23 protein-coding genes are annotated in these 26244 nt (G+C 34.5%); 5 read left to right on the forward strand and 18 right to left on the reverse strand.

All coding sequences use genetic code 11. The features are described from left to right. Positions 1-7: 7 nt before the first annotated feature. Positions 8-1258 (reverse strand): sensor histidine kinase, encoded by a 1251-nt coding sequence (locus AC2A1D_RS14070; protein ID WP_484044224.1) that lies wholly within the window; start codon positions 1256-1258, stop codon positions 8-10. A gap of 171 nt (positions 1259-1429) precedes the next feature. Between AC2A1D_RS14070 and AC2A1D_RS14075 the strand changes: the two genes are divergently transcribed. From AC2A1D_RS14075 to AC2A1D_RS14090, 4 genes are all read left to right on the forward strand, one after another. After that, positions 1430-1843, forward strand: a complete 414-nt coding sequence (locus AC2A1D_RS14075) for a DUF1573 domain-containing protein (RefSeq protein WP_484044225.1) — start codon at positions 1430-1432, stop codon at positions 1841-1843. A gap of 165 nt (positions 1844-2008) precedes the next feature. Further along, positions 2009-2890 carry an SDR family oxidoreductase gene (locus tag AC2A1D_RS14080; RefSeq protein WP_484044226.1) on the forward strand — a complete coding sequence of 294 codons (882 nt, stop codon included), beginning with the start codon at positions 2009-2011 and terminating at the stop codon, positions 2888-2890. A gap of 106 nt (positions 2891-2996) precedes the next feature. After that, a complete protein-coding gene (locus AC2A1D_RS14085; RefSeq protein ID WP_484044227.1) occupies positions 2997-5207 on the forward strand; it encodes a M1 family metallopeptidase in 2211 nt (736 codons plus the stop codon). 137 nt (positions 5208-5344) lie between these two features. Then, positions 5345-6172: an endonuclease/exonuclease/phosphatase family protein gene (locus AC2A1D_RS14090; protein ID WP_484044228.1), complete on the forward strand. Its 828-nt coding sequence runs from the start codon at positions 5345-5347 to the stop codon at positions 6170-6172. Between the two features lie 28 nt (positions 6173-6200). Here the strand turns inward: AC2A1D_RS14090 and AC2A1D_RS14095 are convergent, their stop codons facing one another. The 11 genes from AC2A1D_RS14095 to folE form a co-directional block, all read right to left on the reverse strand. Continuing rightward, positions 6201-6845, reverse strand: coding sequence for a response regulator (locus tag AC2A1D_RS14095; protein WP_484044229.1), 645 nt, complete (start codon positions 6843-6845; stop codon positions 6201-6203). 2 nt (positions 6846-6847) lie between these two features. Beyond that, a complete protein-coding gene (locus AC2A1D_RS14100; protein WP_484044230.1) occupies positions 6848-7627 on the reverse strand; it encodes a sensor histidine kinase in 780 nt (259 codons plus the stop codon). After that, complete coding sequence (locus AC2A1D_RS14105) at positions 7603-8274, reverse strand: hypothetical protein (protein WP_484044231.1); 672 nt, start codon at positions 8272-8274, stop codon at positions 7603-7605. The genes AC2A1D_RS14100 and AC2A1D_RS14105 overlap by 25 nt, the downstream gene beginning before the upstream one ends. 13 nt (positions 8275-8287) lie before the next feature. After that, positions 8288-8779 carry a hypothetical protein gene (locus AC2A1D_RS14110; protein ID WP_484044232.1) on the reverse strand — a complete coding sequence of 164 codons (492 nt, stop codon included), beginning with the start codon at positions 8777-8779 and terminating at the stop codon, positions 8288-8290. A 160-nt stretch (positions 8780-8939) separates the two neighbouring features. Next, positions 8940-9449 (reverse strand): ferritin, encoded by a 510-nt coding sequence (locus AC2A1D_RS14115; protein ID WP_484044233.1) that lies wholly within the window; start codon positions 9447-9449, stop codon positions 8940-8942. A 213-nt stretch (positions 9450-9662) separates the two neighbouring features. Beyond that, entirely contained in the window at positions 9663-10127 is a 465-nt protein-coding gene (locus tag AC2A1D_RS14120) for a hypothetical protein (RefSeq protein ID WP_484044234.1), read from the reverse strand. Between the two features lie 179 nt (positions 10128-10306). Further along, positions 10307-11395 (reverse strand): hypothetical protein, encoded by a 1089-nt coding sequence (locus AC2A1D_RS14125; protein WP_484044235.1) that lies wholly within the window; start codon positions 11393-11395, stop codon positions 10307-10309. 139 nt (positions 11396-11534) lie between these two features. Next, positions 11535-14186, reverse strand: a complete 2652-nt coding sequence (locus AC2A1D_RS14130; RefSeq protein ID WP_484044236.1) for a 4-alpha-glucanotransferase — start codon at positions 14184-14186, stop codon at positions 11535-11537. A 130-nt stretch (positions 14187-14316) separates the two neighbouring features. After that, entirely contained in the window at positions 14317-15480 is a 1164-nt protein-coding gene (locus tag AC2A1D_RS14135; protein ID WP_484044237.1) for a T9SS type A sorting domain-containing protein, read from the reverse strand. Positions 15481-15640: 160 nt separating this feature from the next. Beyond that, positions 15641-17107 (reverse strand): cysteine--tRNA ligase, encoded by a 1467-nt coding sequence (cysS, locus tag AC2A1D_RS14140; protein WP_484044238.1) that lies wholly within the window; start codon positions 17105-17107, stop codon positions 15641-15643. Positions 17108-17230: 123 nt separating this feature from the next. Further along, complete coding sequence (gene folE / locus AC2A1D_RS14145) at positions 17231-17899, reverse strand: GTP cyclohydrolase I FolE (RefSeq protein ID WP_484044239.1); 669 nt, start codon at positions 17897-17899, stop codon at positions 17231-17233. An 81-nt stretch (positions 17900-17980) separates the two neighbouring features. Here folE and AC2A1D_RS14150 point away from each other — a divergent pair, with 81 nt between their 5' ends. Continuing rightward, complete coding sequence (locus tag AC2A1D_RS14150; protein ID WP_484044240.1) at positions 17981-19147, forward strand: hypothetical protein; 1167 nt, start codon at positions 17981-17983, stop codon at positions 19145-19147. Positions 19148-19261: 114 nt separating this feature from the next. Here AC2A1D_RS14150 and metF read toward each other — a convergent pair whose 3' ends face one another. The 6 genes from metF to tnpA form a co-directional block, all read right to left on the reverse strand. After that, the gene (gene metF, locus AC2A1D_RS14155) at positions 19262-20221 is read right to left on the reverse strand and encodes a methylenetetrahydrofolate reductase [NAD(P)H] (protein ID WP_484044241.1); all 960 of its coding nucleotides are present in this window, start codon (positions 20219-20221) and stop codon (positions 19262-19264) included. 62 nt (positions 20222-20283) lie between these two features. Further along, on the reverse strand, positions 20284-20607 hold the full coding sequence (locus AC2A1D_RS14160) for an EF-Tu C-terminal domain-related protein (RefSeq protein WP_484044242.1): 324 nt from the start codon (positions 20605-20607) through the stop codon (positions 20284-20286). Next, positions 20604-23270, reverse strand: coding sequence for a methionine synthase (gene metH / locus AC2A1D_RS14165; RefSeq protein ID WP_484044243.1), 2667 nt, complete (start codon positions 23268-23270; stop codon positions 20604-20606). Before metH ends, AC2A1D_RS14160 begins: the two co-directional genes overlap by 4 nt. A 123-nt stretch (positions 23271-23393) precedes the next feature. Then, positions 23394-24485: a fatty acid desaturase family protein gene (locus tag AC2A1D_RS14170; protein ID WP_484044244.1), complete on the reverse strand. Its 1092-nt coding sequence runs from the start codon at positions 24483-24485 to the stop codon at positions 23394-23396. 70 nt (positions 24486-24555) lie between these two features. Next, positions 24556-25566 (reverse strand): homocysteine S-methyltransferase family protein, encoded by a 1011-nt coding sequence (locus AC2A1D_RS14175; protein WP_484044245.1) that lies wholly within the window; start codon positions 25564-25566, stop codon positions 24556-24558. Between the two features lie 111 nt (positions 25567-25677). Then, a complete protein-coding gene (gene tnpA / locus AC2A1D_RS14180) occupies positions 25678-26130 on the reverse strand; it encodes an IS200/IS605 family transposase (protein WP_484044246.1) in 453 nt (150 codons plus the stop codon). Positions 26131-26244 lie beyond the last annotated feature (114 nt).

The raw sequence follows: 26244 nt of genomic DNA on the forward strand, positions 1-26244 counted from the left end.
TTATCGTCTATTTATGGTAAGTCGGAATAAAAATAGTAGTTGTAATCCCTTTTTCCTTATTATTTTCTACTGAAATTTTCCAATGATGCTCTTTCACCACTTTTTTTACGTAAAACAATCCCAAACCAAAACCGTTTGCCTCGCTTTTATCGCTATTTACTCTGTAAAATTTATCGAAAATATACGGAATATTTTTGTGCGGAATTCCCATCCCATTATCCTCAAACTTTAAAGATAAACCTTTTGAATCTTTTGTAGTGTAAATCTTGATGTGCGGATTTTTCTCACAATATTTTATGGAATTATCGAGCAAATTATACACAACATTTGTAAAGTGAAATTCATCTGCAGAAATTGAAATATCTTCAATTTCGTTATCAATTTTCAAATTTTCATTTTTTTGAACGAAAGCAGAAACAATATCTTCAATAAAAGGTTTAAGCTCTATTTTCTGTAGGTTTAAATACAATCCGGCCGCATCGTTTTTAGCAATGTTTAGAATTTTTTCGATGTGATTGTTTAATTTTAAACCTTGTGTGGTAATAATGGAAGTATATTTCTGCAGTTTTGGATTTTGCTGAACCGTTTCTTGTTTGTTCAACGCTTCTGAAGCCAGTAAAATAGACGATAAAGGCGTTTTGAACTCGTGTGTCATATTATTGATAAAATCCCTTTGCAATTCTGAGAATTTTTTCTGTTGAATAATCGTATAAATTGAATATACATACACCAAAAGTATCACAATTAAAGCAAAAGTAAGAAGATACCAAAACCTCAACGAACTGATTAGATACGTGGTTTTATCAGGAAAACGAATCGAAAAATAATACGTTAGATTCTTATGCTTCGGGAAATTTATTTTTTTATTTTCTGTTTCCTTGCTTTCGGGAGTAATGTATTTTCCGTACAGCATTTTGTCGCTATGGCAATTGTAAACAGCGTAAACATAATTGGTATTTATTTGAAATCGTGTAAATTCTGTTTTTAAATAATGCTCTAAAACCGCGGGATGAAATTCATTGTTAATATTCACCACGTAATAATCATTCGCAATATTCTGAATAGGGCTTTGTGTATAAGAACCTTCTTTTCCAGAAAGTTTTTCTACCACTTCCAACAGCGCAATATTTACTTTTTGATTAAACTTTTTATCTTCAAGATTATATGCCTGTTTCGTCCATAAAAGCTGTGCAATTAGGATTCCGATAATGGCAACCAAGCCAAGACTGATGATGATATTAAGTTTTTTAATTTCCATTTTCAAAAGCAATATTATCCAAAATTATCGTCATTTACATCCTATTAACAACTCATTAACAAATCTTTGAAACTGATTAACAAATAATAAAAAAAACCTCATTACATTTGCTATAACAAAATACAAGTTTCACATTCTTGTTGTTTTAATATTAACATTTAAAAAATATTTATGAAAAAATTAAAAATCTCTACTCTTGTGGCAGTTTTAGCGTTCTCTGCTTTTAATGCTGAAATTCTGCCGGTTGCCAACAATGCAATCGTAAAAGTAATTGCAGATGCAATTAAATGGAAATCTGAAACGATTGATGTAGGAAACATCCCACAAGGAACTCCAAAATTAATCAAATTTGAGTTTACGAATGTTTCTAAAACTCCAATAATTATAGAAAATGTAGCGCCTTCTTGCGGATGTACTACAGCAGATTATACAAAAACTCCTATTGCTCCAGGTAAAAAAGGTTTTGTTTCTGCAAGCTACAACGCTGCAAATGCAGGAGCTTTCGTAAAAACAGTAAACGTAACTACAAGCGACAGCAAAACGCCTAAAACGCTTTCTTTCAAAGGAACAGTAGTTGCGAAATAATATTTCATATATATAAAAGTGGAAACAGTTCTGTACATCGTTGCAGAGCTGTTTTTTTTTGTTTAAAACTCCGCTTAGCAACAAAAAGTATTTATAACATTATTTATTAAAAGAAAATAAACCCCATCCTTCTAATATTTATTAATTTTAAGAAAAATAAAATATATGAATCTCTATACACAACCCATGTTGCGTGAAGATGCTTTAAAAGGAAAAGTAGCCATCGTTACCGGAGGCGGAAGCGGCCTTGGAAAAGCCATGACAAAATATTTTCTGGAATTAGGAGCTAATGTTGTTATCACTTCTAGAAATTTAGAAAAATTGCAAGGAACTGCAAAAGAATTAGAAGAACAGACTGGCGGAAAAGTACTTTGCGTCGCTTGCGATGTAAGAAATTGGGACGAAGTGGAAGCTATGAAAGAAGCAACGCTGAAAGAATTTGGTAAAATTGATATTCTCCTCAACAATGCGGCAGGGAACTTCATCTCTCCAACCGAAAGATTAACACATTCTGCTTTCGATTCAATTTTAGATATTGTTTTAAAAGGCACAAAAAACTGCACACTATCCATCGGTAAACATTGGATTGATTCTAAAACTCCAGGAACTGTTCTAAACATTGTAACTACATATTCTTGGACAGGTTCTGCCTATGTTGTTCCTTCCGCTTGTGCAAAAGCTGGTGTTTTAGCCATGACGAGAAGTTTAGCTGTAGAATGGGCAAAATACGGAATCCGTTTCAACGCCATCGCACCTGGACCGTTCCCAACAAAAGGAGCATGGGACAGATTGCTTCCGGGAGATTTGCAGGAAAAATTCGACATGAGAAAAAAAGTTCCTTTAAGAAGAGTTGGTGAACATCAGGAGTTAGCGAATCTTGCGGCTTATTTGGTTTCAGATTATTCAGCTTACATGAATGGTGAAGTTGTTACCATCGATGGTGGAGAATGGTTGCAAGGCGCAGGAGAATTTAATATGCTGGAAGATATTCCTCAAGAAATGTGGGATGCTCTGGAAGCTATGATTAAAGCTAAAAAATCGAATTAAAAACGTATTCAATAAATAAATCCCGATTTCTGTAACGATTTCGGGATTTTTTGTACTTATCTATTTTTACATTTGTAAATATTTGTTTATTTAAAACCTTTTCCTAATGAATTTTAAATTCCCAACAAAAATTTTTGTAGCTGCAGTTTTCGCAGTTTCAGCACAGTTTTCAGCACAGGAAACACCTAAAGAATCTCCAAAATACGATTACGTTGAAGCTTTCAAGCCTTTCTTTTACCCACAAACAGGTACAGAAACAAGGTCGGCAAGCGGACAACCCGGTCATGCATATTGGCAAAACTCTGCAGATTATAAGCTTGATGTAAGTTTAAACGACAAAACCAACGAACTTACAGGAACAGCAGAAATTACGTACACCAACAACAGCCCAGACCAATTGAGTTTTCTTTGGCTGCAACTAGACCAAAACCTTTTCGCTAAAGATTCTAGAGGAAATGCAGTAGTTCCCTTATCTGGAAGCAGAAACGGTGCACACGGAGAAGTTTTTGAAGGTGGTTACAAAATAAAATCTGTTTCTTACGATGGCAAACCTGTAAAATACACAATTAGCGATACGAGAATGCAGATTGATCTTCCGCAAAACCTTTCAGCGAAGGGAGGAAAAGCGAAAATTAAAGTAGAATATTCTTTCGTTTCTCCGAAATACGGATCAGATCGTATGGGAATTCAGGAAACCAAAAACGGAAACATCTACACTTTGGCACAATGGTATCCAAGAATGTGTGTTTATGACGATGTAATGGGCTGGAACACGCTTCCTTACATTGGCGCATCAGAATTTTATCTTGAGTATGGAGATATTACAGCCAACATAACAGTTCCTGCAAACCATTATGTAGTAGCTTCTGGAGAGCTTTTAAATGCAAAAGAAGTGTATTCAAAAGAAGAAAACAACCGTTGGGAACAAGCAAAAAATTCAGACAAAACTGTAATGATCAGAAATGAATCTGAAATTAAAAACGGAACGGCAACAGGAACAAAAACTTGGAAATTTAAAATTAATCAAACTCGAGATTTTGCATGGGCTTCCTCTCCTGCATTTATCTTAGACGCAGCAAGAATTAACCTTCCTAGCGGAAAAAAATCTTTAGCAATCTCTGCTTATCCTGCAGAAAGTGCGGGTAACAACGCTTGGGGAAGATCTACAGAATACACCAAAGCTTCGATAGAACATTATTCTAAGCAATGGTACGAATACACTTATCCTGCAGCAACCAACGTAGCCGGAAACGAAGGAGGAATGGAATATCCTGGAATTGTTTTCTGCCACATGGATTCTAAAGGAGAAAGTCTTTGGGGCGTTACAGACCACGAATTTGGCCACAACTGGTTTCCAATGATTGTAGGTTCAAACGAAAGACTTTTTGCTTGGATGGATGAAGGATTCAACACTTTTATTAACGACCTTTCTACACAAGCCTTCAACAACGGAGAATATTATCAAAAACAAAATGTTTCGCAAGCCGGAGCTTTCTTAATGAGTGATAGTATGGAGCCAATTATGGTAGGACCAGACAACATGAAAGAAAGAAGCATTGGTATTCTTGCGTATTATAAACCAGGAATGGGTCTTGGTATTTTGCGTGAATCTATTTTAGGTCCAGAAAAATTCGATAAAGCTTTTAGAACATATATCAAGAGATGGGCTTTCAAACATCCAACTCCTTGGGATTTCTTCCATACGATGGAAAATGTTTCGGGTGAAGAACTTAATTGGTTCTGGAGAGGCTGGTTTATGAACAAATGGAAAATTGACCAAAGCGTAAAAACAGTAAAATATGTAAACGGAGATCCTAAAAATGGTGCTCAAATTACGGTTGAAAACTTAGGACAACTCCCAATGCCTACAACGGTTCAAATTAAATTTAAAGATGGAAGCAGCGACACGGCAAAAATCCCTGTTGAAGTTTGGAAGAGAAATACAGAGTGGACATTCAAGGTAAATTCAACTAAAGAAATAGGTGAAGTAAAACTTGATCCAAACGGGCAAATTCCTGACGTGAATTTGAAAAACAATTCTTGGTCTTCTGCACAAGCTGCACCTGCTGAAAAAATTGATATTAAAGATTTTACAGGAACTTTCGGAAGCAAAGAAATCCCTTTAAAAATTACAATGATGGAAAAAGACAAGAAACTTTTTGCGCAAGCAACAGGACAAGAAGCTTTTCCGTTGGAGTATTTGGGAGACAACAAATTTAATTTTGAAATGGCAGATATTATCATTGTTTTTGCTAAAGACAAAAAATCTTTCACGATTACTCAAGGTGGGAAAGATATTAAATTTACCAAAGAATAATTTTCACAAAATATAGAAACGAAACTCCGGGAAATCCGGAGTTTTTTTTGTGCCAAATTTTAAATTTAATGTTTAAATAATTTATTTTAAATCGATGATTTCGCCACGAAGTTCTATTTTTGTGTGAAATAAGAAATATGAAATCAATCCTAACGATACTGAGTGTTCTGATCTGTGCACTTAGCTTTTCACAAGATTTAAAAGTGATGTCTTTCAACATTCGTTTATCTGTGGAGTCTGATAAAGACAACGCTTGGCCCAAAAGAAAAGACGAAGCTTTGGCTCTTTTAGAATATTATCATCCTGATTTTTTTGGTGTTCAAGAAGCACTTCCTGAGCAAATGAAAGATATAAAAACCGGACTAAAAAACTACGATTTTGTAGGTGTTGGAAGAGATGATGGAAAAGAAAAAGGCGAGTTTTCTGCAATTTTCTACGATACACAAAAACTTAAAATCGTAAAATCTGGAACTTTTTGGCTTTCTGAAACACCCGAAAAACCCTCAAAAGGTTGGGACGCTGCTCTGAACAGAATCTGTACGTACGCCATTTTCAAGGATGTAAAATCTAAGAAAGAATTTCTTGCCATGAACATTCATTTTGATCATGTTGGAAATGTTGCCAGAGTAAAATCTTCAGAATTGATTTTACAAAAAGCGAAAGAATTGAACCCGAAAAATCTTCCGCTAGTTTTAACAGGAGATTTCAACCTTACTGAAGATTCAGAACCAGTAAAAATTCTTTCTAAAAACTTAAAAGACACTTATTATCATTCTGAAAAACCGCATTACGGTCCAAAAGGAACGTTCACAGGATTTAATGTAAATGAAATTCCTCAAAATAGAATTGATTATATTTTCGTTAAAGATTTTAAGATTAAATCTCATCGCCACATAAACGACAGAAGAGAGAATCTTCTTTATCCTTCGGATCATTTCCCTGTTTTATCAGAGGTTAGTTTTTAAAATAAAAAGTTGCCGATTGGCAACTTTTTTATGATTCAGCGAAACCGTTTTTCAGGGCAAACAAAGCAAGACCTACTCTGGTTTTCAAATCAAACTTTTCACACAGAGCATCTCGATAACTTTCTACCGTTCTTGGGCTGCAACCCATTTCGAGAGCAATTTCTTTATAACTAAGTTCTGTGGTTGTATACGTTAAGAATTCCCTTTCACGCTCAGAAACCTTAATAGCTTTCTCTTCTTTTTCCTCTCCGTTGATATTTGATAAAATAATTTTCGAAGCCCAATCTGGGTAAAAAAAGCCGTCGTTCACTAATTTTGAAAGAGCAATTTCTAAATCTTTAGGATGCGTATTTTTAAGAAGATAACCTTTTGCTCCGTTTTTAATCATTTTAATCACACTTTGGTCGTCTCCCTGCATACTCAGCGCCATTACTTTTATTTGCGGATACTTTTCTGTGAGCCATTTTACGGTTTCAAATCCGTCCATAATCGGCATACTAATATCGAGAAGAATAATCTCCGGAAGCCTTCTGTTGGCTCCAAATTTATCCATCAAATCTTTGCCATTCTCTGCGCAATAAATTACCTCAAAATCTTTGAAATTATCAATAATCCCTTCAAGTGCTTTTGCAATAAGAAGGTGATCGTCTACAAGAACAATTGTTTTTTTCATGGCTATTTTTTTAAAACAATTTTAAGCGAAGTTCCAACATTTTTTTCACTTGTCAAAGCAAAATCAGCTCCGATAATCTGTGCGCGGTTTTTCATATTCACCAAACCTATACCGTTTGATTGAACTTCTTTCAAGTCAAAACCTTTACCATCGTCTTTTATTTCTAAATCCCAAACTATGTTGTCGTCAGATTTTAAAGCTATTACAATGTTTTTGCATTCAGAATGTTTCATACTGTTTTGAATAAACTCCTGAATAATTCTCAGCAGAACACTTTTGTGCTCGAATGTAAGATCTTCATCAACAAAATCATGCGAAAAAGAAACTTTACATTTCTTTAAAGTATTGGCTAAAGAAACTTCTTCTTCGATGAGATTTATAATTCCGTAATGATTAATTTTATTATTGGTAAGAGTCTTAGAGAGACTTCTCAAATCCTCAATTGAATGATTAATGATCTGCGAAACCTGTTCGATTCTGTCCGTTCCGTCTGGAACTTTATTTTCATGCAAAAGCTGTTGTGTGTACAAACTTACCAAAGTTAATTTTTGCCCAATATTATCGTGCAGTTCTCGCCCAATCTGTTTCATGGTCGACTCTTGAATTTCAAGTTGCGTTGCTAACAATTCTTTTTGATGAATTTCATTTTTAATTTGAATTTCAGCAAGATATTCTTTTTTCCTTTGCTTGTACTTTCTGATATACACCATAATCGCCACAATAAACCCCAAAAAGAATATATTGAATAAGATAACGATTAATAAGAGCTCTGATTTTTCCATGCTTCAATACTGTGTTTTCCTAAGATAAAAGAAATTGCAAATAAAATATACATTACAATCGCTGAAATTTTAAAATAAAGAAAATAAATATCAAAAAGATCGTGATACTCTACAAAAACGCTCCAAAAAGAGAACAAAGGTAAAGTCCCGATATAGAAAACAGTAACTCCCCAATTAATGTAAAACATTTTATTATTACTAAAATTGAGAATATCAGAAGAATTTACCTGTTTAATGTATTCCAAAACCACTAAATACAGTAAAAATAAAGCGCCCAAAGTGTAGTTTAAAGAAAAAACAATCTTTCTGTTGCTAAAAAAAAGCTCGTTGGGTATAAACGAAAGGATGTACAATCCCGTAAAAATAAAAAACAGTTTAGGTTTGTTCAATGATTTTACAGCATACAACCAGTAGAAAAAAATAAATTCTGCAGGTATAACGATGTAATTGAAAAACATTGCTTTATACTTAGACGGGAAAATATTTCTGTCGCCAATAGTTTCAGACAAAAAAATAAAAATAAGATAAATTGCAAAGTATACCCAATACGTTTTTTTTATTTTGTTGAAATAAACGATCGAAACGAATGCAGCAAGTGCTTCACTTCCATACATTATCTTTCCAAAAATTTCATGCAATTGCTCCATATCGATTCAAATATTAATATAATTCTCCTTGCGGCTTGTCTGGTGGCGAAAGTGTTCCGTGGTTTTGTGCAAGAACTGCCTGTGTAGACAAAGCAAATCTAGCAGTAGCAGAACTTCCTCCTAAATGAAAATCTTGGTTGTAAGTTTCACCATCTTCAGTATTTTCTCTTTTAGTAGGAATCATTACCAAAGTATGTCTTTTTTTATACTCTTCGGGAACAATTCCGTCTGGTAGATTATCGGGATAGGCCCCAAAGTACATCCTCACGCCCAAATCAGCATCTGTAAGTTCAGGATTATCTAATTTGGCTTGGTTTTCAACTTCAGCAATAAAATTTTTAAGCGTAGGAAGATCAAACCATATAGATCGAGCATCTTCAAAACCTAGATTCTCTGTCGAAAATTTAAATTGATTATCTCGATATTCTGCAATAATTGATTGTATAAAATCAATTCCTAGAGTACTTACACTCCCCTTACCTATTGAATTAAAGTCTGTTCCCATAATGCGATTAGTTTTATTATACAAATATCAAAAATATTAAGGATATCTTACATCGTATTTTCCCTAAAAGTTTCTCCGTATTTTTACGGATACTTTTTGCAGAAAAAAAAAGCCCCGAAAACGAAGAGTTTCGAGGCTTTTTTATTTTTAAAAAATTTACTTACGCATTTGCATCTGGTACAAATTGTCTTGTTGCCAATTCTTGATCAAACAGATACAAAGCTGATGGATTATCACAAACCATCTTAATTTTTGTAACATACTGAGAGGCACTTGCTTCTTCTTCCACCTGCTCATTAATGAACCATTGCATGAAAGATGTTGTAGCAAAATCGCCTTCTTCATTTGCATTTTTAACGATATTGAAGATGCTTCTTGTTACTTTCTTTTCGTGCTCTAGTGCTTTTTCGAAAATCTCTGTTGCCGTTTCAAACTGATGTGGAGGTTTTGCAATTTCACCAATGATAATTTCGCCACCAACATCGTTTAAATAATCAAACATTTTATCGGCATGCATTAATTCTTCTTTGCTTTGAACTCTGAAATAATTAGCAATCCCGTCCAAATCTCTTGCAGAAAACCAAGCCGACATTGAAAGATAATATTGAGCCGCATATTGCTCATGAGCAATCTGCTCGTTTATTAATTGTGCTATTTTTTCGCTGACCATAATTTTAAATTTATCTCCAAATTTAAGGAATAAAGCCCGCTTTCTCAAGTTTTTGAAAAAATTTAGCTTTAGATTAGTTAAAAATAGGTGTTTTTTGTTTGTCTTTTGATTTCGGCGGCGGCTTTGCCGCCGCCGAAATCAAAAGACAAATAAAAGGAGCGAGAAAAATTTTCTCGCTCCTACCACACATTAAAAAATCAAATTATGAACTCGTTATTTTGTTGGCTCTACAGCCGTTTGCATTGGTTTGTGATGTGGTCTATCGCCACCATTTTTTCTTCCCTGCATCTCTTGTCTTCGTTGCTCCATTTTAGCTTTTCTATCCGCTTGCCATTTTGTGTATTGATCCGGACTTAAAATAGATTTCATCTCATTATCCATCTCCTCTCTTTTTGCTTTCATCTCTTCCATTCTAGCCATTCTGTCCTGCTTGTTTTTTTCGAAATCGGCTCTCATTTCAGCTTTTTTCTTTTCATGAAGAGCCTGAATTTTCGTCATTTGATCTTTTGAAAGATTCAAATCTTTTTGCATTTGTGCTAAATTTTCCTGCTCTCTTTCTTGCATTTTTTGTTGCATTTCAGCTCTTTTAGCTTGCTTTTGTTCTGGAGTAGGTGTTTGCTGAGCCATTGCTAAAGTTCCAAATCCCACTAATGCTATTGATAAAATTAATCTTTTCATTTTATAAATGTTTAATTGTTTGTTTTCTATTTTTTTGATTCATATTTTATTCAAAAGTTAAAAACGAAATTCATAAAATATGTTAAATTTAATTGAGAAATATTCAATCATTTAAAAATAAAAAAAGAGAGTAGATAATAATATCCACTCTCTACACCACTCAATATAATATACGAAATCTAATTTCCTGCTAATCTCGTTCTAAAGCCACCACTTCTTTCGCTACCAGAATTTCCATTTCCAGAATTCCCAGAATTTTGTCTTTGCTCTCCTCCATTTCTAAAACCTCCATTTGAACCTGAAGACTGTTCGTTTCTTCCACCTCCATAATTTTGAGTTCTTGGCTGGCTACTTTCATTTCTAAAGCCTCCATTACTTCTTGGCTGATTTGTAGATGTCTCGTTTCTAAAACCACCGTTACTTCTTGGCTGGTTTGCAGATGTCTCATTTCGGAATCCGCCATTGTTTCTCGGTTGAGACGCAGTATCATTTCTAAAACCACCATTGTTTCTTGGCTGGCTTGTAGAAGCATTATCTCTGAATCCTCCGTTATTTCTTGGTTGGCTACCAGAATTATTATCTCTAAATCCTCCATTGTTTCTTGGCTGATTTCCTGCTGTATTATTTCTGAAACCTGTACCTCTCACTACATTTAAAGTAGGATTTGTATTTCTTCTAAATTCAACACGATTTACTCTGTACGTATTGATGTTGATGTTTCTATACTGAGGTCTGCAAGTATATCTTGGCGCATAATACGTTCTTCTGTAGTTTTGGAAATATACAATTGGTGTATATCCTTGGTAATAACTATTTTGGAACACTACAAAAATTCTTGGGCCCATAATTCTCTCTAAAGCATAGAATCTGTCGTAGTACCATCTATCTGGATTGTATCTGTAGAAGTTGTTCCATGCAGAGAAACTGGTGTATAGATTATTCAAATAAAGAATTTGGTCTATTTGCCATCTTGTTAATCTATTTTGCGCAAAGAAAACATTCCAGTTGATATTGATAATCGAATTTCTGTAATCGCTGTAATAACTTTGATAATAGTTTTGTGGATAATAATCTTGCGGATAATTATAATAATAATCGTCTGGGAAATAATTCTCGTCATCGTCATCACTATAATACCCATCAGAATAGCCTCCATTACCATACCCATTATTTCCATAACCGTTATTCCCGTATCCATAATCTGGATATTGCTGCGCCATTGTTAAAGTTGCAAAGCCCAAAGCAAATCCCAAAAATATTTTTTTCATTTCTATAATCATTAATTGGTTAATTAAAATTAGAATCTCTTAATTCTATCTTTTTGATATAGGAAAAAAAAAGAAGTTAAATCTTATGATATAACTTCTTTCTATTTCACTTTAACTAACTGACAATCAATTGTTAAATTTACAACCTCCCGCTATCTTTTACCCATTTTTTTACTTTATCATTAAAGCGTTCCTGGTTATTCAGTTCTTCCAAACCGATGTGCATTCTGTATCTCCAATAATGCGGAAACACAGCAGGATTATTAATTCTTTCATTATCAATTTTAGGATTAGAAAGATTTTGTTCCGTTGCCAAAAACTCCTGGATTGGGAAAATTGCCAACATCGCTTCGTTGTACAAATGCTGCTTCATAATAATTTCAGCTAAATACGGTTCAAGATTTTCAGGAGCTTTTCCGTACTGATTCAATTGCTGATTAAAATATTTCTGAGTAAGATTTGTATCTTCTTTCCACCATTGTCTTAGCGTAGAACTGTCGTGTGAAGAAGCTGTTACTACATTCATATATCCAGCTTTATTCGGGTTGTAAAAAGGAATATTTTCCGATGGCATTCTTTGTACTTTTAAAGCTACGATTGCCAAATCATCCATCACAGTGGGTACACAATCTGGAACAAGCCCTAAATCTTCCCCGCAAATCAACATTTCTGTTGCATTAAGAATTACAGGAAGTTTTTCCATAGCCTTTTCTGCCCACAACTGATCTTGTCTTTTAAAGAAATAATCGTGATACAAATCGTAAATCACTCTTTTTTCCCAATCCGACAAAAACTCATAAGATTCAGTTTTATACACATTAAATCTTGGATGATACACCGTTTCACCTTCTCTTTCTTCCGTTAAAAACAAAACATTTGCACATAGCGAAATCAATTGTTCCCCTATAATTGGATCGGGCTTCTTTTTAAAATAATCTGTCAATTTTCTTTGAGAATCAAATTCAGGTTTGAAAGAGTAGGTTCCGTTTTCATTTTTAATTAAATATGATAGAGCTTTCGAACTATTTTCACCAAAATACGACCATAAAATCTTATCGTTGATGAAAGGCTTACAATATCTATCAAAATCAAAAGGAAGTTGCCTTGCTTTAAATTCTCCTTCCGTAATCGGAACCGCCGGATAAAAATACCCTAAAATACCTTGAGTAGCAGAAATCGGCATTCTCCAAATTCTGAAAAAACCAAGAATATGGTCTATTCTCATCGCATCAAAATACTGTTCTAAAGCTTTAAAACGATTCTTCCACCATTGATAGCCATCTTTCTTCATCGCTTCCCAATTATACGTTGGAAACTCCCAGTTTTGCCCCAACTCAGTAAATTGATCAGGTGGTGCACCGGCTTGGAAATCCATTCCGAAAAGTTCAGGTTCTGTCCATGCTTCTACCGAATAACGATAAATTCCGATTGGCAAATCTCCTTTTACAGAAATTCCTAAACCATGCATATAATCTACTGCGTCTTTCAATTGCTTATGAAGCTGAAACTGAACCCAAGAATGCAACATTACCGCTTCAAAATCTTTATTTTTTGCTGTAAACAGTTGTGCAATTTTACCTGCGATAAATTTTTTATGTGTTTTCCAATCTCCAAAATTGGGAGTTTTATATTTATCTCTCAAGACACAAAATGCAGCATAAGGAAGGAGCCAGTCTTCATTATCTTTAATGAATTTTTTGAAGTTTCTGTCTTTAAGAATTTTCTCTTTTTCAGCTTCGTAAATTGCGGTAATAAATTTCCATTTACCTGAAATCATTTTTTCGTAATCAATCAATTCAAGAGCATTAAGAGCTTCTTTTTCTGTTTGATATTCTTTAACTAAATTCTTCGGCAAAGAATAATCCAGTTTTTCAACCGAAAGATATTGCGGATGCAAAGCGTAAACAGAAACCGCTGCATAAGGATAAGAATCTGTCCAAGAATAATTTGCCGTTGTATCGTTAATTGGAAGAATCTGAATAATTCCAAGGCCTGTTTTTTGGTTCCAATCGGCTAGTTTTTTCAAATCAGGAAATTCACCTACTCCAAACCCATCTTCGGTTCTCAACGAAAACACAGGAACCGCAACACCTGCATCATGATACATTTGATATCCTTTAAATTTAAAATAATGGTCTGAAACCACATGCAGAATATCTTTATTAGGATTTGGGTAAACCAAGCGGTTATTGCCAGTTTCTACATCAATAATTCGTTCTTGTTTTGCATCGTAAATGCAATATTTGTATTCCACAGGATAATTTTCAGGAATTTCCACAGAAATTTCCCAAACTCCAAAACCCGTTTGAGAAAGTATTAAAGCTTTTTCATAATCCCAATTCCCTAAAGAATCTGAACTTCCAAACAAAGCAATTTTCCAATCTGGATGATAGATTGGAGCTTCAATTTTAAAAAGATGGGTGTGTTTTTTTAGAATACTATTTTTCTCTGGCTTAAAACCTGTAAGTTTATTTTTAAGAATTTTATTGGTAAGATAATTTTCGGGGAAGTTTTTTTTGTTCCAAACATCGGTAATTACGAATTCTTTATAGTTGTGTGGAAAAGAAAGTTCATGCCCCACTTCTTCCTCTACAACAACTTCGCTTTCCGTATTTTTAACTAAATATTGGTATGCAATCTCTTTCGAAAAATAATCTACTTCGGCTTTCCATACTCCAAATTCTGCTGGTTCCATCGGGTAATCGTGTTTTTCATTCCCTTCACCAGAAACAGATACAAATAATTTCTCTCCCTGTTTTGTAATATATCTTACATTAAAATATAATTTCATCTGCTATATTTTTGGATAAAAATAGTGTTTTCTTACTGAAAATTAATCTAATTAGCATCAATTATTCATTAAAAAAAGCTTGTCGGCTAAAACCGACAAGCTTCCTTATATAAAATGGCAAAATTTATTTCTATTTTGTTTTTAAAATCTTTTTAGTGGTAATTACTTTTCCAGAATTATCAGAAACACTTACCAAATAAGCTCCTTGAGAAAGATTGGTAAGCTCCATTCTTTCATTAAGATTTCCGTCTTTTACAGAAAGTTTTTGGCTTAAAACATTTTTACCCGAAAGGTCAAAAATATCAACTTTTACATTTCCTTTTAGTTTGGTTTGGTTCAGATTTACGTAAATAAAGTTTTCATCAACTCTTGTTGGGTAAATTTCTGCGGCTATTACCGGAATTTCAGCTGAAGTTCTATCATTCAGAAAATATTTACTTGCTAAATCATAAATATGAAGATTTGTTTCTGCGCCTAATTGTTTTGCTTCAAGACTTTCAAAATTCACTTCATACAAAGAACTTCCTTTTGCACTTCCCACCACAATTTTTCCTTTTGAATTTACAGCCGCTCCATTCACTGAATAGTTTTCCGGCAAACCTGAAATTTTTCCTAGAAAATAAGCTTCCATCGTTTTTGGCGAAACTTTAAAGACATTTCCCGAAGCAGAAAATACATAGAAATTTCCTTCTGCATCGGCGATCATATCTCCTCCAAAACCAGTTTCTAAAGCCGTGAAAGAATTTTTACCATTAGAAGCCGCATCTTTTACAATTCCTAAATCTACAACGCTGTATTGCCCATTGTTTTTTGAAATTTGCAAAAACTGAGTTCCCGAATTATTCATTGCGTAGAAACTTCCGTCGTGCCCCAAAGTCATTCTGGTAATATGAGAATTAATATCGCAAGAAGTTACTCTCGCCACATTATTTTCAACTAAAGTAATTTGCTTCGTTTTCTGATTTAAAACATAAATATTAGACGAAAACATAGGCATATACAGCAAATTTTCTTGCGATAAATCTGTTGCTAAAGCAGCCAAATTCACTGCTTGAGAATGCACTAATGAATTTTTATCTTCTGAAATTTTTTGTCTTGAATTTTGCGAAAAAACTTCTGCAGAAGAAGCATTAGTAAAGATTTGAGTGCCTGAACTTCCATCAATATTCATCGCGCGAAAATCGTTGAATTCAATTTTCTGAGAATCTTTTCCCGCCAAAGCAAAAAAATCTTGCTGAGCAGAAACACCGATTGAACCGAAAAGCACAACCAAAGAGAATAAATGTTTTTTCATAGTTAAATATTTTATTATGACTAAGTTAAGGAAATTTTGAATTGGAAAATTATTTTTGATTAAAAAATAATTCCCGCAGACTTTATAGATGTAGACAGATATTTTTCAATCTGTAAAACCTATAAAATCTGCGGGAGATTTATTTTAGATTAAATATTTCTTAGTTTAAAACATAAGAAGTTCCGTCTCTTCCGTCTTTAAGCTCGATTCCTTCAGCCAATAATCTGTCTCTGATTTGGTCTGAAAGTTCAAAGTTCTTAGATTTTCTTGCCTGATTTCTCAATTCAATTAAAACCTGTAACGTTTGGTCTAGCTTTTCATTATTATTTTCCTCAATATTTTGAAGTCCTAAAACATCAAAAACCAAAGCATTTAAAGTAGATTTTAAATCTTCTAAATCTTCAGCAGAAATTACGTCTTTACCATCTTTTAAAGCAAAAATAAATTTCACCGCTTCAAATAAATGAGCGATTAAAACCGGAGAATTGAAATCATCCGTTAAAGCATCGTATGCTTTCGTTTTCCATTCTGAAAAATTAAATTCAGAAGTTTTTGAGTTATCTGCTTCAATTGAATTTAGAACTTTCAACGCTTCCATCAAGCGGATAAATCCTTTTTCGCTGGCAATCATCGCGTCATTAGAAATATCTAAAACACTTCTATAATGCGCCTGCAAAAAGCAAAAACGCACAATTGAAGGATGGAAAGGTTTTTCGAAGAAATCGTTTTCACCAGAAACCAATTGCATTGGCAAAATGTAGTTTCCTGTAGATTTACTCATACGTTGCGAGTTCATCGTCAACATATTGGCGTGCATCCAATAATTTACTGGTGAAGCATTATTGCAAGCTTTTCCTTGAGCAATTTCGCATTCGTGGTGAGGAAATTTAAGGTCCATTCCGCCTCCGTGAATGTCAAAAGTTTCACCTAAATATTTAGTGCTCATTGCTGTACATTCTAAATGCCATCCCGGGAAACCTTCTCCCCAAGGCGAATTCCAACGCATAATGTGAGCCGGAGAAGCTTTTTTCCACAAAGCAAAATCTTGTGGATTTTTCTTTTCACCCTGTCCGTCTAAATCTCTTGTGTTGGCAAAAAGTTCTTCGATATTACGTTTTGAAAGTTCGCCGTAGTTTAATCCTCTCGCATTGTACTCCAACACATCGAAATAAACAGAACCGTTGCTTTCGTAAGCAAAACCTTTCTCAATTAATTTTTGAGTAAGCTCAATTTGCTCTACGATATGACCAGTTGCAGTAGGTTCAATATTCGGAGGAAGAAGATTAAACAAATCCAAAACCTTATGAAAATCTACCGTATATTTTTGTACGATCTCCATGGGTTCTAGCTTTTCGAGACGTGTTTGTTTTACGAATCTGTCGTTATTTACATCGCCATCGTCGGTAAGGTGTCCTGCGTCTGTAATATTTCTAACGTAGCGAACCTTATATCCTAAATGTTTTAAACTTCTGTAAATAAAATCAAAAGAAAGGAAAGTTCTTACATTCCCCAAATGCACATTGCTGTAAACAGTGGGACCACAAACGTACATTCCGACGTTTCCTTCTAAGATTGGGGTAAATATTTGTTTTTCGCCTGCAAGCGAATTGTATATTTTTAATTGCATTATTTATAAATGATAATTGATGATTGATAAATGATTTTTTTAAATTATTTCAAGACAAAACAGCCACAACAAATAATTGTTGTGATAAAAATTTGGCTTGAAATTTTTCTAAATTTTATCATTTTAATAATCTAATTTCGCATGACTTCCCACATAATGAAGAAATTCCTGTCTTGTAATTGGGTTGGTTCTGAAAATTCCGCTCAATTCAGCTGTGATGGTTGAACTTGCGGTGTCTTTAATGCCTCTACAATTTACGCAAAGATGTTTTGCATCGATAATACAGGCTACATTTTCAGTTCCTAAAGCTTCTCTTAAAGCATCAACAATTTGCATCGTCAATCTTTCCTGAACTTGTGGTCTTTTCGCGTAATAATCAACAATTCTGTTAATTTTAGACAAACCAATCACTTCACCATTTGAAATATAGGCAACATGCGCTCTTCCAATAATCGGCAAAAAGTGATGTTCGCAGAAAGAGTAAACGGTAATATCTTTTTCCACCAACATTTGGCGGTATTTATATTTATTTGAAAAAGTAGAAATTCCGGGTTTATTCTCAGGAAGAAGACCTCCGAAAATTTCGTTTACATACATTTTTGCCACTCTTTTCGGAGAATCTTTCAGAGAATCATCGGTCATATCCAAACCAAGAGTCTCCATAATTTCCGCAAAAAGCCCTGTAATTTTCTCTATTTTTTCCTCTGGTGATTTTTCAAAAGCATCATCTCTAATAGGCGTATGTTCTTTTCCTGTGAAAATATCATCGTCGTTATCGGTAAAATCAACCATTTTTATTATTTTGCAACAAAAATACGGATAAAATCCGTTTGTCAATTTCAAATCAGCTCAAAAAAAACAGCTTTTAACCTAATGAGTGTAAATTCTATAATAACCTTTGAAAAAGTAGTACAAGAAAATCAAAAAAATGAATTTCTTGAGTTTCCCGCCAGACTTTATAAGGACGATCGGAATTACATAAGACCTTTAAACAAAGACATTGAAGATATTTTTGATGTTAAAAAAAATAAATTCTTCAAAACGGGAGAATGCGAAAGGTTTATCTTTAAAAAAGATGGAAAAACCGTAGGAAAAGTAGCTGTTTTTGTAAATCAGAAATACAAACAAGAGCAACCAACAGGCGGAATTGGTTTTTTTGACAGCATCAACAGCCAAGAAGTTGCCAATTTTATTTTCGACCATTGTAAAAACTGGCTTCAAGAAAGAGGAATGGAAGCGATGGACGGCCCTATTAATTTTGGCGAGAGAGATAAATTTTGGGGATTACTTACCGAAGGCTTTATTGAACCTTTGTATAATATGAACTATAATTTCCCTTATTATACTGAGCTTTTCGAAAATTATGGTTTTCAGGTGTACTTTAATCAGCTTTGCTTTAGCAGACCTGTTTTTGGAGAGGTTTCAAGAGTTTTTACCGTGTTTTATGAAAAACATAAGCGAAATCCTGCGATTACAGCGAAACCTATGAAAAAGAACAATCTCGACAAATTTGCGAAAGATTTTACCGAGGTTTACAATAAAGCTTGGGCATCTCATGGTGGCGGAAAACAAATGGAAGAAGCGAAGGCGAAAAAAATGTTTCAAAGTATGAAGCCTATTATCAACGATCATATTTCCTGGTTCGTCTACGAAAATGATAAACCTATTGCGATGTGGCTGAATATTCCCGACCTGAACCAATGGTTTAAACATCTCGACGGAAAGTTTGGATTGTGGCAAAAATTGAAATTTCTTTGGGTAAAAAAGTTTCATAAAAATGAAAAAATGATTGGTCTTGTTTTCGGCGTCGTTCCGGAATGGCAAAGAAAGGGAATCGATGGATACATGATTTGGGAAGGGACGCAACACCTAAGAAAACACACCGATTTTACGATGACAGAACTGCAATGGATTGGCGATTTCAACCCAAAAATGGTTAAAATTGCTGAGAATTTGAACACCACTGTTACCAGAAAATTGGCAACGTACCGCTATTTATTCGATAGAACAAAAGAGTTTAAAAGACATCCTATTTTATAGGGTTCGGGAGTTTGAGGGTTTCGGCGGCGGCTTCGCCGCCGCCGAAACCCTCAAACATTTACTACAAAAAAGCTTTGCCGTCGGCAAAGCTTTTTTGATATTTAAACAAGAAAATTAAAACAATTCTCCTGCTACTTTTTTAATATTATCACTTTTCCCCATCGAGTAAAAGTGCAGAACAGGAACTCCAAAATCCAGCAATTCTCGGCATTGATTGATTGCCCATTCAATTCCGATTTGTTTTACAGCTTCGTTGTTTTTTGCTTTTTCTACCTCAGAAATTAATTCTTCGGGTAAATCAATTTTAAAAATCTGAGGTAAAACTTTCAAATGTTTTTTGGTCGCAATCGGCTTTATTCCCGGAATAATAGGAACTGTGATTCCCATTTCGCGTGCTTTTTTCACAAATTCGATATACTTTTTATTGTCGAAAAACATTTGCGTTACAATGTAATCTGCACCTGCATCTACTTTTTGTTTCAGCCATTTCAGGTCGTAGTTCATGGATGGTGCTTCCATGTGTTTTTCGGGATAACCGGCAACACCGATGCAAAATTTGTTGTGTTCATCACAAACCTCATCTTGATTATGAAGATATTTCCCTCTTCCTAAATCATTGATTTGATGCACCAAATCCATCGCACTTGCATGACCGCCATTTGTCGGTTCAAAATATTGATGACCTTTCATTGCATCGCCTCGCAAAGCCATCACATTATCTATCCCAAGATACATACAGTCTACCAAAAGATATTCTGTTTCTTCTTTGGTAAAACCTCCGCAAAGCAAATGCGGAACCGTATCTACATTATATTTATGCTGAATTGCCGCACAAATTCCCAAAGTTCCGGGACGCATTCTTGTGATTCGGCGCTCCATTAATCCATTTCCTTTGTCGATATAAACATACTCTTCTCGAGAAGTTGTTACATCAATAAAAGGAGGTTTAAACTCCATTAAAGGGTCTATATTGGTGTATAAATCTTCAATCCCGATTCCCTTTTGTGGAGGAACAACTTCGAGTGAAAATAAGGTTTTGCCGTTGGCGTTTTTTATATGGTCGGTGATTTTCATTTATTTTTTATATAGTGAGGTTTGTTTTAATCTGATTTTCAGCGATTTTATAATCTTATTAATTATTCTTTAACTAAATTTTCGTTGGTTATTTTTAAAACTTCTCCTATCCCAATTGTTTTTGACCCTTCTATAAATTTAAACTTAAGCCCTTCATATAGTTTTTTTTCAAAAAATTGAGGTGACAACATGGTAATTTCAGCTTCAACAGTTTCACCGGGACATACCCATTCTTTATCAATAAAATTTTGTCTTCCGGAAGTTGTTATTTTTTCAAAATCAAAAGATAGTTGTGGTCTGTAACCTGATTTTGCAGTAGAAGAACGCCCACCTTCATCAAAGGTTTTAAACTTTAACAATGCTATAAAATCAAAGCCTTCATTCATATCCCATCCGCTAAATTTGGAGACAACCATTTTTTTGCTTCCTGCAGAGAAATCCCTTTTCTTTCGGAGTAGTCTTTCAATTGGTCTTCTGCAATTTTTCCTAAACCGAAATATTTTGCGTGCGGACTTCCAAAATAATATCCAGAAACCGATGCGGTTGGGAACATGGCTAAACTTTCCGTTAAATACACTCCAATATTTTCTTCCACTTTTAATAAGTCCCAAATCGCATGTTTTTCCAAATGGTCTGGACAAGCCGGATAACCCGGAGCCGGACGAATTCCTTTGTATTTTTCAGCAATTAATTCTTCGTTGGTCAAATTTTCTTGGTTGGCGTAACCCCAATATTCAGTTCTGATTTTTTTATGTAAAAACTCTGCGTAGGCTTCCGCAAAACGGTCTGCTAAAGCTTTTACCATAATCGCGTTGTAATCGTCGTTGGCTTTTTCGTATTCTTGCGCCAATTCATCTGTTCCAAAACCCGTGGTAACGCAGAATGCGCCCATATAATCGGTTTTCCCAGAGCTTTGAGGTGCAATAAAATCACTTAATGCTAAATAATCTTTTCCTTTTGAACGTTGAGCCTGTTGTCTTAAAGTGATGAATTTTACCTTTTGCTCATTATTTTCATCGAAAATTAAAATATCATCTGTTTCGGTAGAATTCGCTTTAAAAATTCCGAAAATAGCTTTTGCAGTTAATAGTTTTTCATCTAAAATTCTCTTTAAAACGACTTGCGCATCTTTGAACAATTCTTTTGCTTGCGCACCCACAACCTCATCTTCCAAAATGTTTGGATATTTACCATGCAAATCCCAACTTCTGAAAAACGGCGACCAATCGATAAAAGGAAGCAATTCGTTCAAATCCTGATTTTCAACTATGGTAATTCCTAATTGATTGGGTGTGAAGATTTCTTCGTTTTCCCAATCAATGGTAAACTTGTCTTTTCTGGCTTCTTCAAGAGAAACATATTCTTTATCGACCTGTCTGTTCAGGAATTTTTCTCTAAAATCTGAATAGTCATTTTTTAAATCCGAAACATATTCTTTATTTCTGTCGCCCAACAAAGAACTCACCACATTTACCGCTCTGGAAGCATCGTTCACGTGAACTACGGCATTTTTATATTTTAAATCGATTTTCACAGCGGTATGTGCTTTTGAAGTTGTTGCACCACCAATTAACAAAGGAAAATCTAAATTTTGTCTTTCCAATTCTGAAGCGATGTACACCATCTCGTCTAAACTTGGCGTAATCAAACCGCTTAATCCGATAACATCTACTTTTTCTTCAATTGCAGTTTGGATAATTTTTTCGGCAGGAACCATCACTCCCAAATCTACAATTTCGTAATTGTTACAACCCAAAACTACGCTCACAATGTTTTTTCCGATGTCGTGAACGTCGCCTTTTACAGTTGCCATTAATATTTTTCCGTTGGCAGGTTTTGAACCGTCTTTTTCAGCTTCAATGAAGGGTTGTAAATAAGCTACTGCTTTTTTCATTACCCTTGCCGATTTTACCACTTGCGGAAGGAACATTTTTCCGCTTCCGAAAAGATCACCTACAACGCCCATTCCTGTCATCAAATTAATTTCAATAACATGTAATGGTTTTGCAGCCTGTTGCCTTGCTTCTTCTACATCTTCTTCAATAAAACGGTCGATTCCTTTCACTAAAGCATGGGTAATTCTATCCTGCAAAGGATGATTTCTCCATTCTAAATCTTCAACTTTTTCTTTTTTTACCGATTTATGTTTTTCAGAATACTCAAGAAGTCTTTCTGTAGCATCGTCTCTCTTGTCTAAAATTACATCTTCAACGAGCTCTAAAAGTTCTTTATTAATTTCATCATAAACTTCCAACATGGCTGGATTTACGATTCCCATATTCATTCCCGCTTGAATAGCGTGATACAAGAAAACAGAGTGCATCGCTTCTCTCACGGTATCATTTCCTCTAAAAGAGAAAGAAACGTTGGAAACACCACCACTCACAGAAGCATACGGAAGATTTTGGCGTACCCATCTTGTCGCTTCAATGAAGTCGATTGCATTCCTGCGATGTTCTTCCATCCCTGTTGCAACCGGGAAAATATTTAAATCGAAAATAATATCTTCTGCAGGGAAACGAAGTTTCTCGGTAAGGATTTTATAACTTCTTTCGCAGATTTCTAATCTTCTTTCGTACGTATCGGCTTGTCCGACCTCATCAAACGCCATCACGATTACCGCTGCACCATATCTTTTGATGGCTTTTGCTTGTTTTATGAACTCTTCTTCACCCCCTTTTAAGCTGATGGAATTTACGACACATTTCCCTTGTGCGACTTGTAAACCAGCTTCAAGAATCTCCCATTTTGAGGAATCAATCATCAAAGGAATTCTTGCAATATCTGGTTCGGAAGCAATTAAATTTAAAAATTTAACCATAGAAGCCTTTCCATCGATGAGCCCATCATCGAAGTTTACATCAAGAATCTGCGCGCCACCTTCAACCTGATGACGTGCAATATCGAGCGCTTCAGAAAATTTCTCTTCTTTTATTAAACGTAAAAACTTTTTAGATCCGGCAACATTGGTTCTTTCACCAACGTTGATAAAATTTGATTCCGGAGTAATAATCAGAGGTTCAAGCCCTGATAATTTTAAATATTTCATTTTTATTTAATGTAACAATTTATCAATCTAACAGTTTATCAATATGTTAAATTGATTTGTTTTAATTTTAATATGTAAATTTTACTTAAGAAATATTCTTTTTCAAATTAATTATATATTCGTCTATTCTTCTAAAATAAAGTATGCGTTGTTCGCATTTTGTTTCAGTAAATCGACATGTTTGCCTAAAGCAGTAAACAGAGGAAATCTTTTATACCCCAGATTGTGTTCTTTGGCAAAATTTTCAATCTCCTCCGTAATTTCATTATAATACATATAACTGTAGTTCGGAAATAAATGATGGGCAACATGGAAGTTGAAATTCCCCAAAACATTTCTTACAAACCAATTATTTTCTGATAAATCGTTGGTTACTTCCAACTGATGTCTAATCCAGCTAAACGGAAGACCGTTTTTTTCGTCCAGTTTAGGAAAAGCATTATCTGGAAGCGGATGCAAAGGCAACAACACAAAAAGTGCGAAAATACTTGCTGCAATTACCTGCAAAAACCAAGCTCCCAAAGCCAAACCAATAGAAACCTTAAAGAACAAAACCGGAACAGCAATTTGGTAGAAAAAGTAAAACAGTTTATAAGCCACCATTTTTATTTTTTCTTTCACAGGAATAGCGCCTTGAGTTTTTAGAATCACTCTATTGTTATCAAAAAAATCTCTAAAATCTCGGATAAACATCCAATTGAACAAGTATAAAGGATAAACCAAAAAGAAAAATCTATGTTGATGTTTCTGAATTCCCTTCGCTTTAATCCAAGGAATTATTAAAAGTAAACCGCTCTGCTCAATATCGGTATCCCAACCGTCCACATTCGGGTAAGCGTGGTGAGATGCGATATGTCTTTTTTTCCAGATGTAAGAATTGGCTCCTACAAAATCGAAAATCTGCAAAACAATACTGTTGAGTCTTTTACTTTTAAAAATATTGTTGTGCGCAGCTTCATGAATCAGGTTAAGATAAATCAATACCAAAGAAATTCCCATGAAAATAAAACTCGTGATATAAACCCATGTTTTATCGGCATTCAGCAAAGCCAATGCATACATTCCAAAATAGATCAAAGGCAAAATAACTGCTTTGATCTGAATATAGACATCTCTGTTTTGCGGAAGCGCTTCTACTCGTTGGTTCACTCTTTTTCTTAGTTCGTTAAATAGTTTTGCGTCTTCAGGATTTTTAAGGTAAATCGGTTTTTCCATAAAATTAATGTTTTGATGTACTTAAAGATAGTATTTTATCGTCTAAATTTAAATTTTCACCAAACAAAAATCATACAAAATTGTTCACTTTTCTTGGCTTATAATTTTTCACCAATTCGGCAATCGCTTTGATGTGTTCAGGCGTTGTACCACAACATCCACCGATAATATTAATCAATCCTTTTTCGGCATATTCTTTAATCTGACTTGCCATTGCTTCCGGACTTTCATCGTACTGCCCAAAAGCATTGGGTAAACCTGCGTTGGGATAAGCAGAAACATGGAATTCTGAATTATGCGCTAAAGTTTCCAAATAAGGTGTTAATTGATTCGCTCCTAAAGCACAGTTGAAACCTACGCTCAATAAATTCAAATGAGAAACAGAAATTAAAAATGCTTCTGCAGTTTGTCCGCTCAACGTTCTACCGGAAGCATCGGTAATTGTTCCCGAAACCATAATCGGAATTTGAATTCCTCTTTCGTCTTGAATTTCGTCAATTGCAAACAAAGCGGCTTTGGCATTCAATGTATCGAAAATAGTTTCCACTAAAAGAATATCCGAACCGCCGTCTAACAACGCTTCACATTGTTGTTTGTAAGCAATTCTTAATTCATCAAACGTGATGGCTCTGTAACCAGGGTCGTTCACATCTGGGCTTAAACTTGCCGTTCTGTTTGTTGGACCAATTGACCCCGCAACAAATCTTGGTTTTGAAGGATTGGCAGCCGTAAATTCGTCGCAAACTTTTCTGGCAATTTTTGCAGATTCATAGTTTAGTTCGTACACCAACTCTTCCATGTGATAGTCTGCCATCGCAATCGTAGTTCCGGAAAATGTATTGGTTTCCAAAATATCTGCACCAGCTTCTAAGTATTTTCTATGAACTTCTTCTATTGCATGAGGTTGCGTTAAGGAAAGTAAATCGTTGTTTCCTTTCACGGGATGTTCCCAGTCTTTGAAACGCTCACCACGATAATCTTCTTCTTCGAATTTGTATCGTTGAAGCATCGTTCCCATTGCTCCGTCGAGAATTAAAATTCTTTCGGATAGTGCTTTGTATAATTGTTCTGAATTTTTCATATTGTTTAATATTTTATTTTGCAAAGCCCTGAAAGGGCTTTATCATTAGCTTTGGGTAGAACCCAATGAATAAATTCTGTTCTATGAGGGAGCCCTGAAAGGGCGACATCACTAATCCCAAACATATTCTTCCTTATATTCAACATCATATTTTTTCAAAAAAGCTCTATATTCTTCCTGAAAATTTTTCAATTCATGATGTTTTTCCTGATTTCGGATATAAGTTTTTACAACCTCTATTTCTGCAGGATTTACTGAAAATGCTCCGTATCCACTTTGCCAATAAAAATTAGAAAATTTTCCATCTTTAGTTTTAATCCATTTTGAAGATGATGATTTAATTTCTTCTAATAATTTAATTAAAGTTATCTTCTTTGAAAGTAAACATAAAATATGTACATGGTCTTTATACCCTCCAACTTGAAGAGGATTACATTCCAAATTTTTACAAACACCACCTAAATAATTAAAGAGTTCATCTTTAATATCATCTGTAATTAATGGCACTCTATTTTTTGTACTAAAAATTAAATGAACATAAATTTTACTTAAAGACTGAGACATAATTATTGTTTTAAATTTCAACTAAAATATATTGATTTCGCCCTTTCAGGGCTTCATCACTCCATTCTAACTTCACCTACGGCTTCACCGCAGGCTTTTGATTTTGCCCTTTCA

It is taken from the genome of Chryseobacterium sp. HNCC26DJ239 (assembly GCF_057180445.1).

Bases quoted from the DNA above. Each gene is read 5' to 3' on its own strand.
- AC2A1D_RS14070 (WP_484044224.1), bottom strand. From the start codon at position 1,258: ATGGAAATTAAAAAACTTAATATCATCATCAGTCTTGGCTTGGTTGCC.
- AC2A1D_RS14075 (WP_484044225.1), top strand. From the start codon at position 1,430: ATGAAAAAATTAAAAATCTCTACTCTTGTGGCAGTTTTAGCGTTCTCT.
- AC2A1D_RS14080 (WP_484044226.1), top strand. From the start codon at position 2,009: ATGAATCTCTATACACAACCCATGTTGCGTGAAGATGCTTTAAAAGGA.
- AC2A1D_RS14085 (WP_484044227.1), top strand. From the start codon at position 2,997: ATGAATTTTAAATTCCCAACAAAAATTTTTGTAGCTGCAGTTTTCGCA.
- AC2A1D_RS14090 (WP_484044228.1), top strand. From the start codon at position 5,345: ATGAAATCAATCCTAACGATACTGAGTGTTCTGATCTGTGCACTTAGC.
- AC2A1D_RS14095 (WP_484044229.1), bottom strand. From the start codon at position 6,845: ATGAAAAAAACAATTGTTCTTGTAGACGATCACCTTCTTATTGCAAAA.
- AC2A1D_RS14100 (WP_484044230.1), bottom strand. From the start codon at position 7,627: ATGGAAAAATCAGAGCTCTTATTAATCGTTATCTTATTCAATATATTC.
- AC2A1D_RS14105 (WP_484044231.1), bottom strand. From the start codon at position 8,274: ATGGAGCAATTGCATGAAATTTTTGGAAAGATAATGTATGGAAGTGAA.
- AC2A1D_RS14110 (WP_484044232.1), bottom strand. From the start codon at position 8,779: ATGGGAACAGACTTTAATTCAATAGGTAAGGGGAGTGTAAGTACTCTA.
- AC2A1D_RS14115 (WP_484044233.1), bottom strand. From the start codon at position 9,449: ATGGTCAGCGAAAAAATAGCACAATTAATAAACGAGCAGATTGCTCAT.
- AC2A1D_RS14120 (WP_484044234.1), bottom strand. From the start codon at position 10,127: ATGAAAAGATTAATTTTATCAATAGCATTAGTGGGATTTGGAACTTTA.
- AC2A1D_RS14125 (WP_484044235.1), bottom strand. From the start codon at position 11,395: ATGAAAAAAATATTTTTGGGATTTGCTTTGGGCTTTGCAACTTTAACA.
- AC2A1D_RS14130 (WP_484044236.1), bottom strand. From the start codon at position 14,186: ATGAAATTATATTTTAATGTAAGATATATTACAAAACAGGGAGAGAAA.
- AC2A1D_RS14135 (WP_484044237.1), bottom strand. From the start codon at position 15,480: ATGAAAAAACATTTATTCTCTTTGGTTGTGCTTTTCGGTTCAATCGGT.
- cysS (WP_484044238.1), bottom strand. From the start codon at position 17,107: ATGCAATTAAAAATATACAATTCGCTTGCAGGCGAAAAACAAATATTT.
- folE (WP_484044239.1), bottom strand. From the start codon at position 17,899: ATGGTTGATTTTACCGATAACGACGATGATATTTTCACAGGAAAAGAA.
- AC2A1D_RS14150 (WP_484044240.1), top strand. From the start codon at position 17,981: ATGAGTGTAAATTCTATAATAACCTTTGAAAAAGTAGTACAAGAAAAT.
- metF (WP_484044241.1), bottom strand. From the start codon at position 20,221: ATGAAAATCACCGACCATATAAAAAACGCCAACGGCAAAACCTTATTT.
- AC2A1D_RS14160 (WP_484044242.1), bottom strand. From the start codon at position 20,607: ATGAATGAAGGCTTTGATTTTATAGCATTGTTAAAGTTTAAAACCTTT.
- metH (WP_484044243.1), bottom strand. From the start codon at position 23,270: ATGAAATATTTAAAATTATCAGGGCTTGAACCTCTGATTATTACTCCG.
- AC2A1D_RS14170 (WP_484044244.1), bottom strand. From the start codon at position 24,485: ATGGAAAAACCGATTTACCTTAAAAATCCTGAAGACGCAAAACTATTT.
- AC2A1D_RS14175 (WP_484044245.1), bottom strand. From the start codon at position 25,566: ATGAAAAATTCAGAACAATTATACAAAGCACTATCCGAAAGAATTTTA.
- tnpA (WP_484044246.1), bottom strand. From the start codon at position 26,130: ATGTCTCAGTCTTTAAGTAAAATTTATGTTCATTTAATTTTTAGTACA.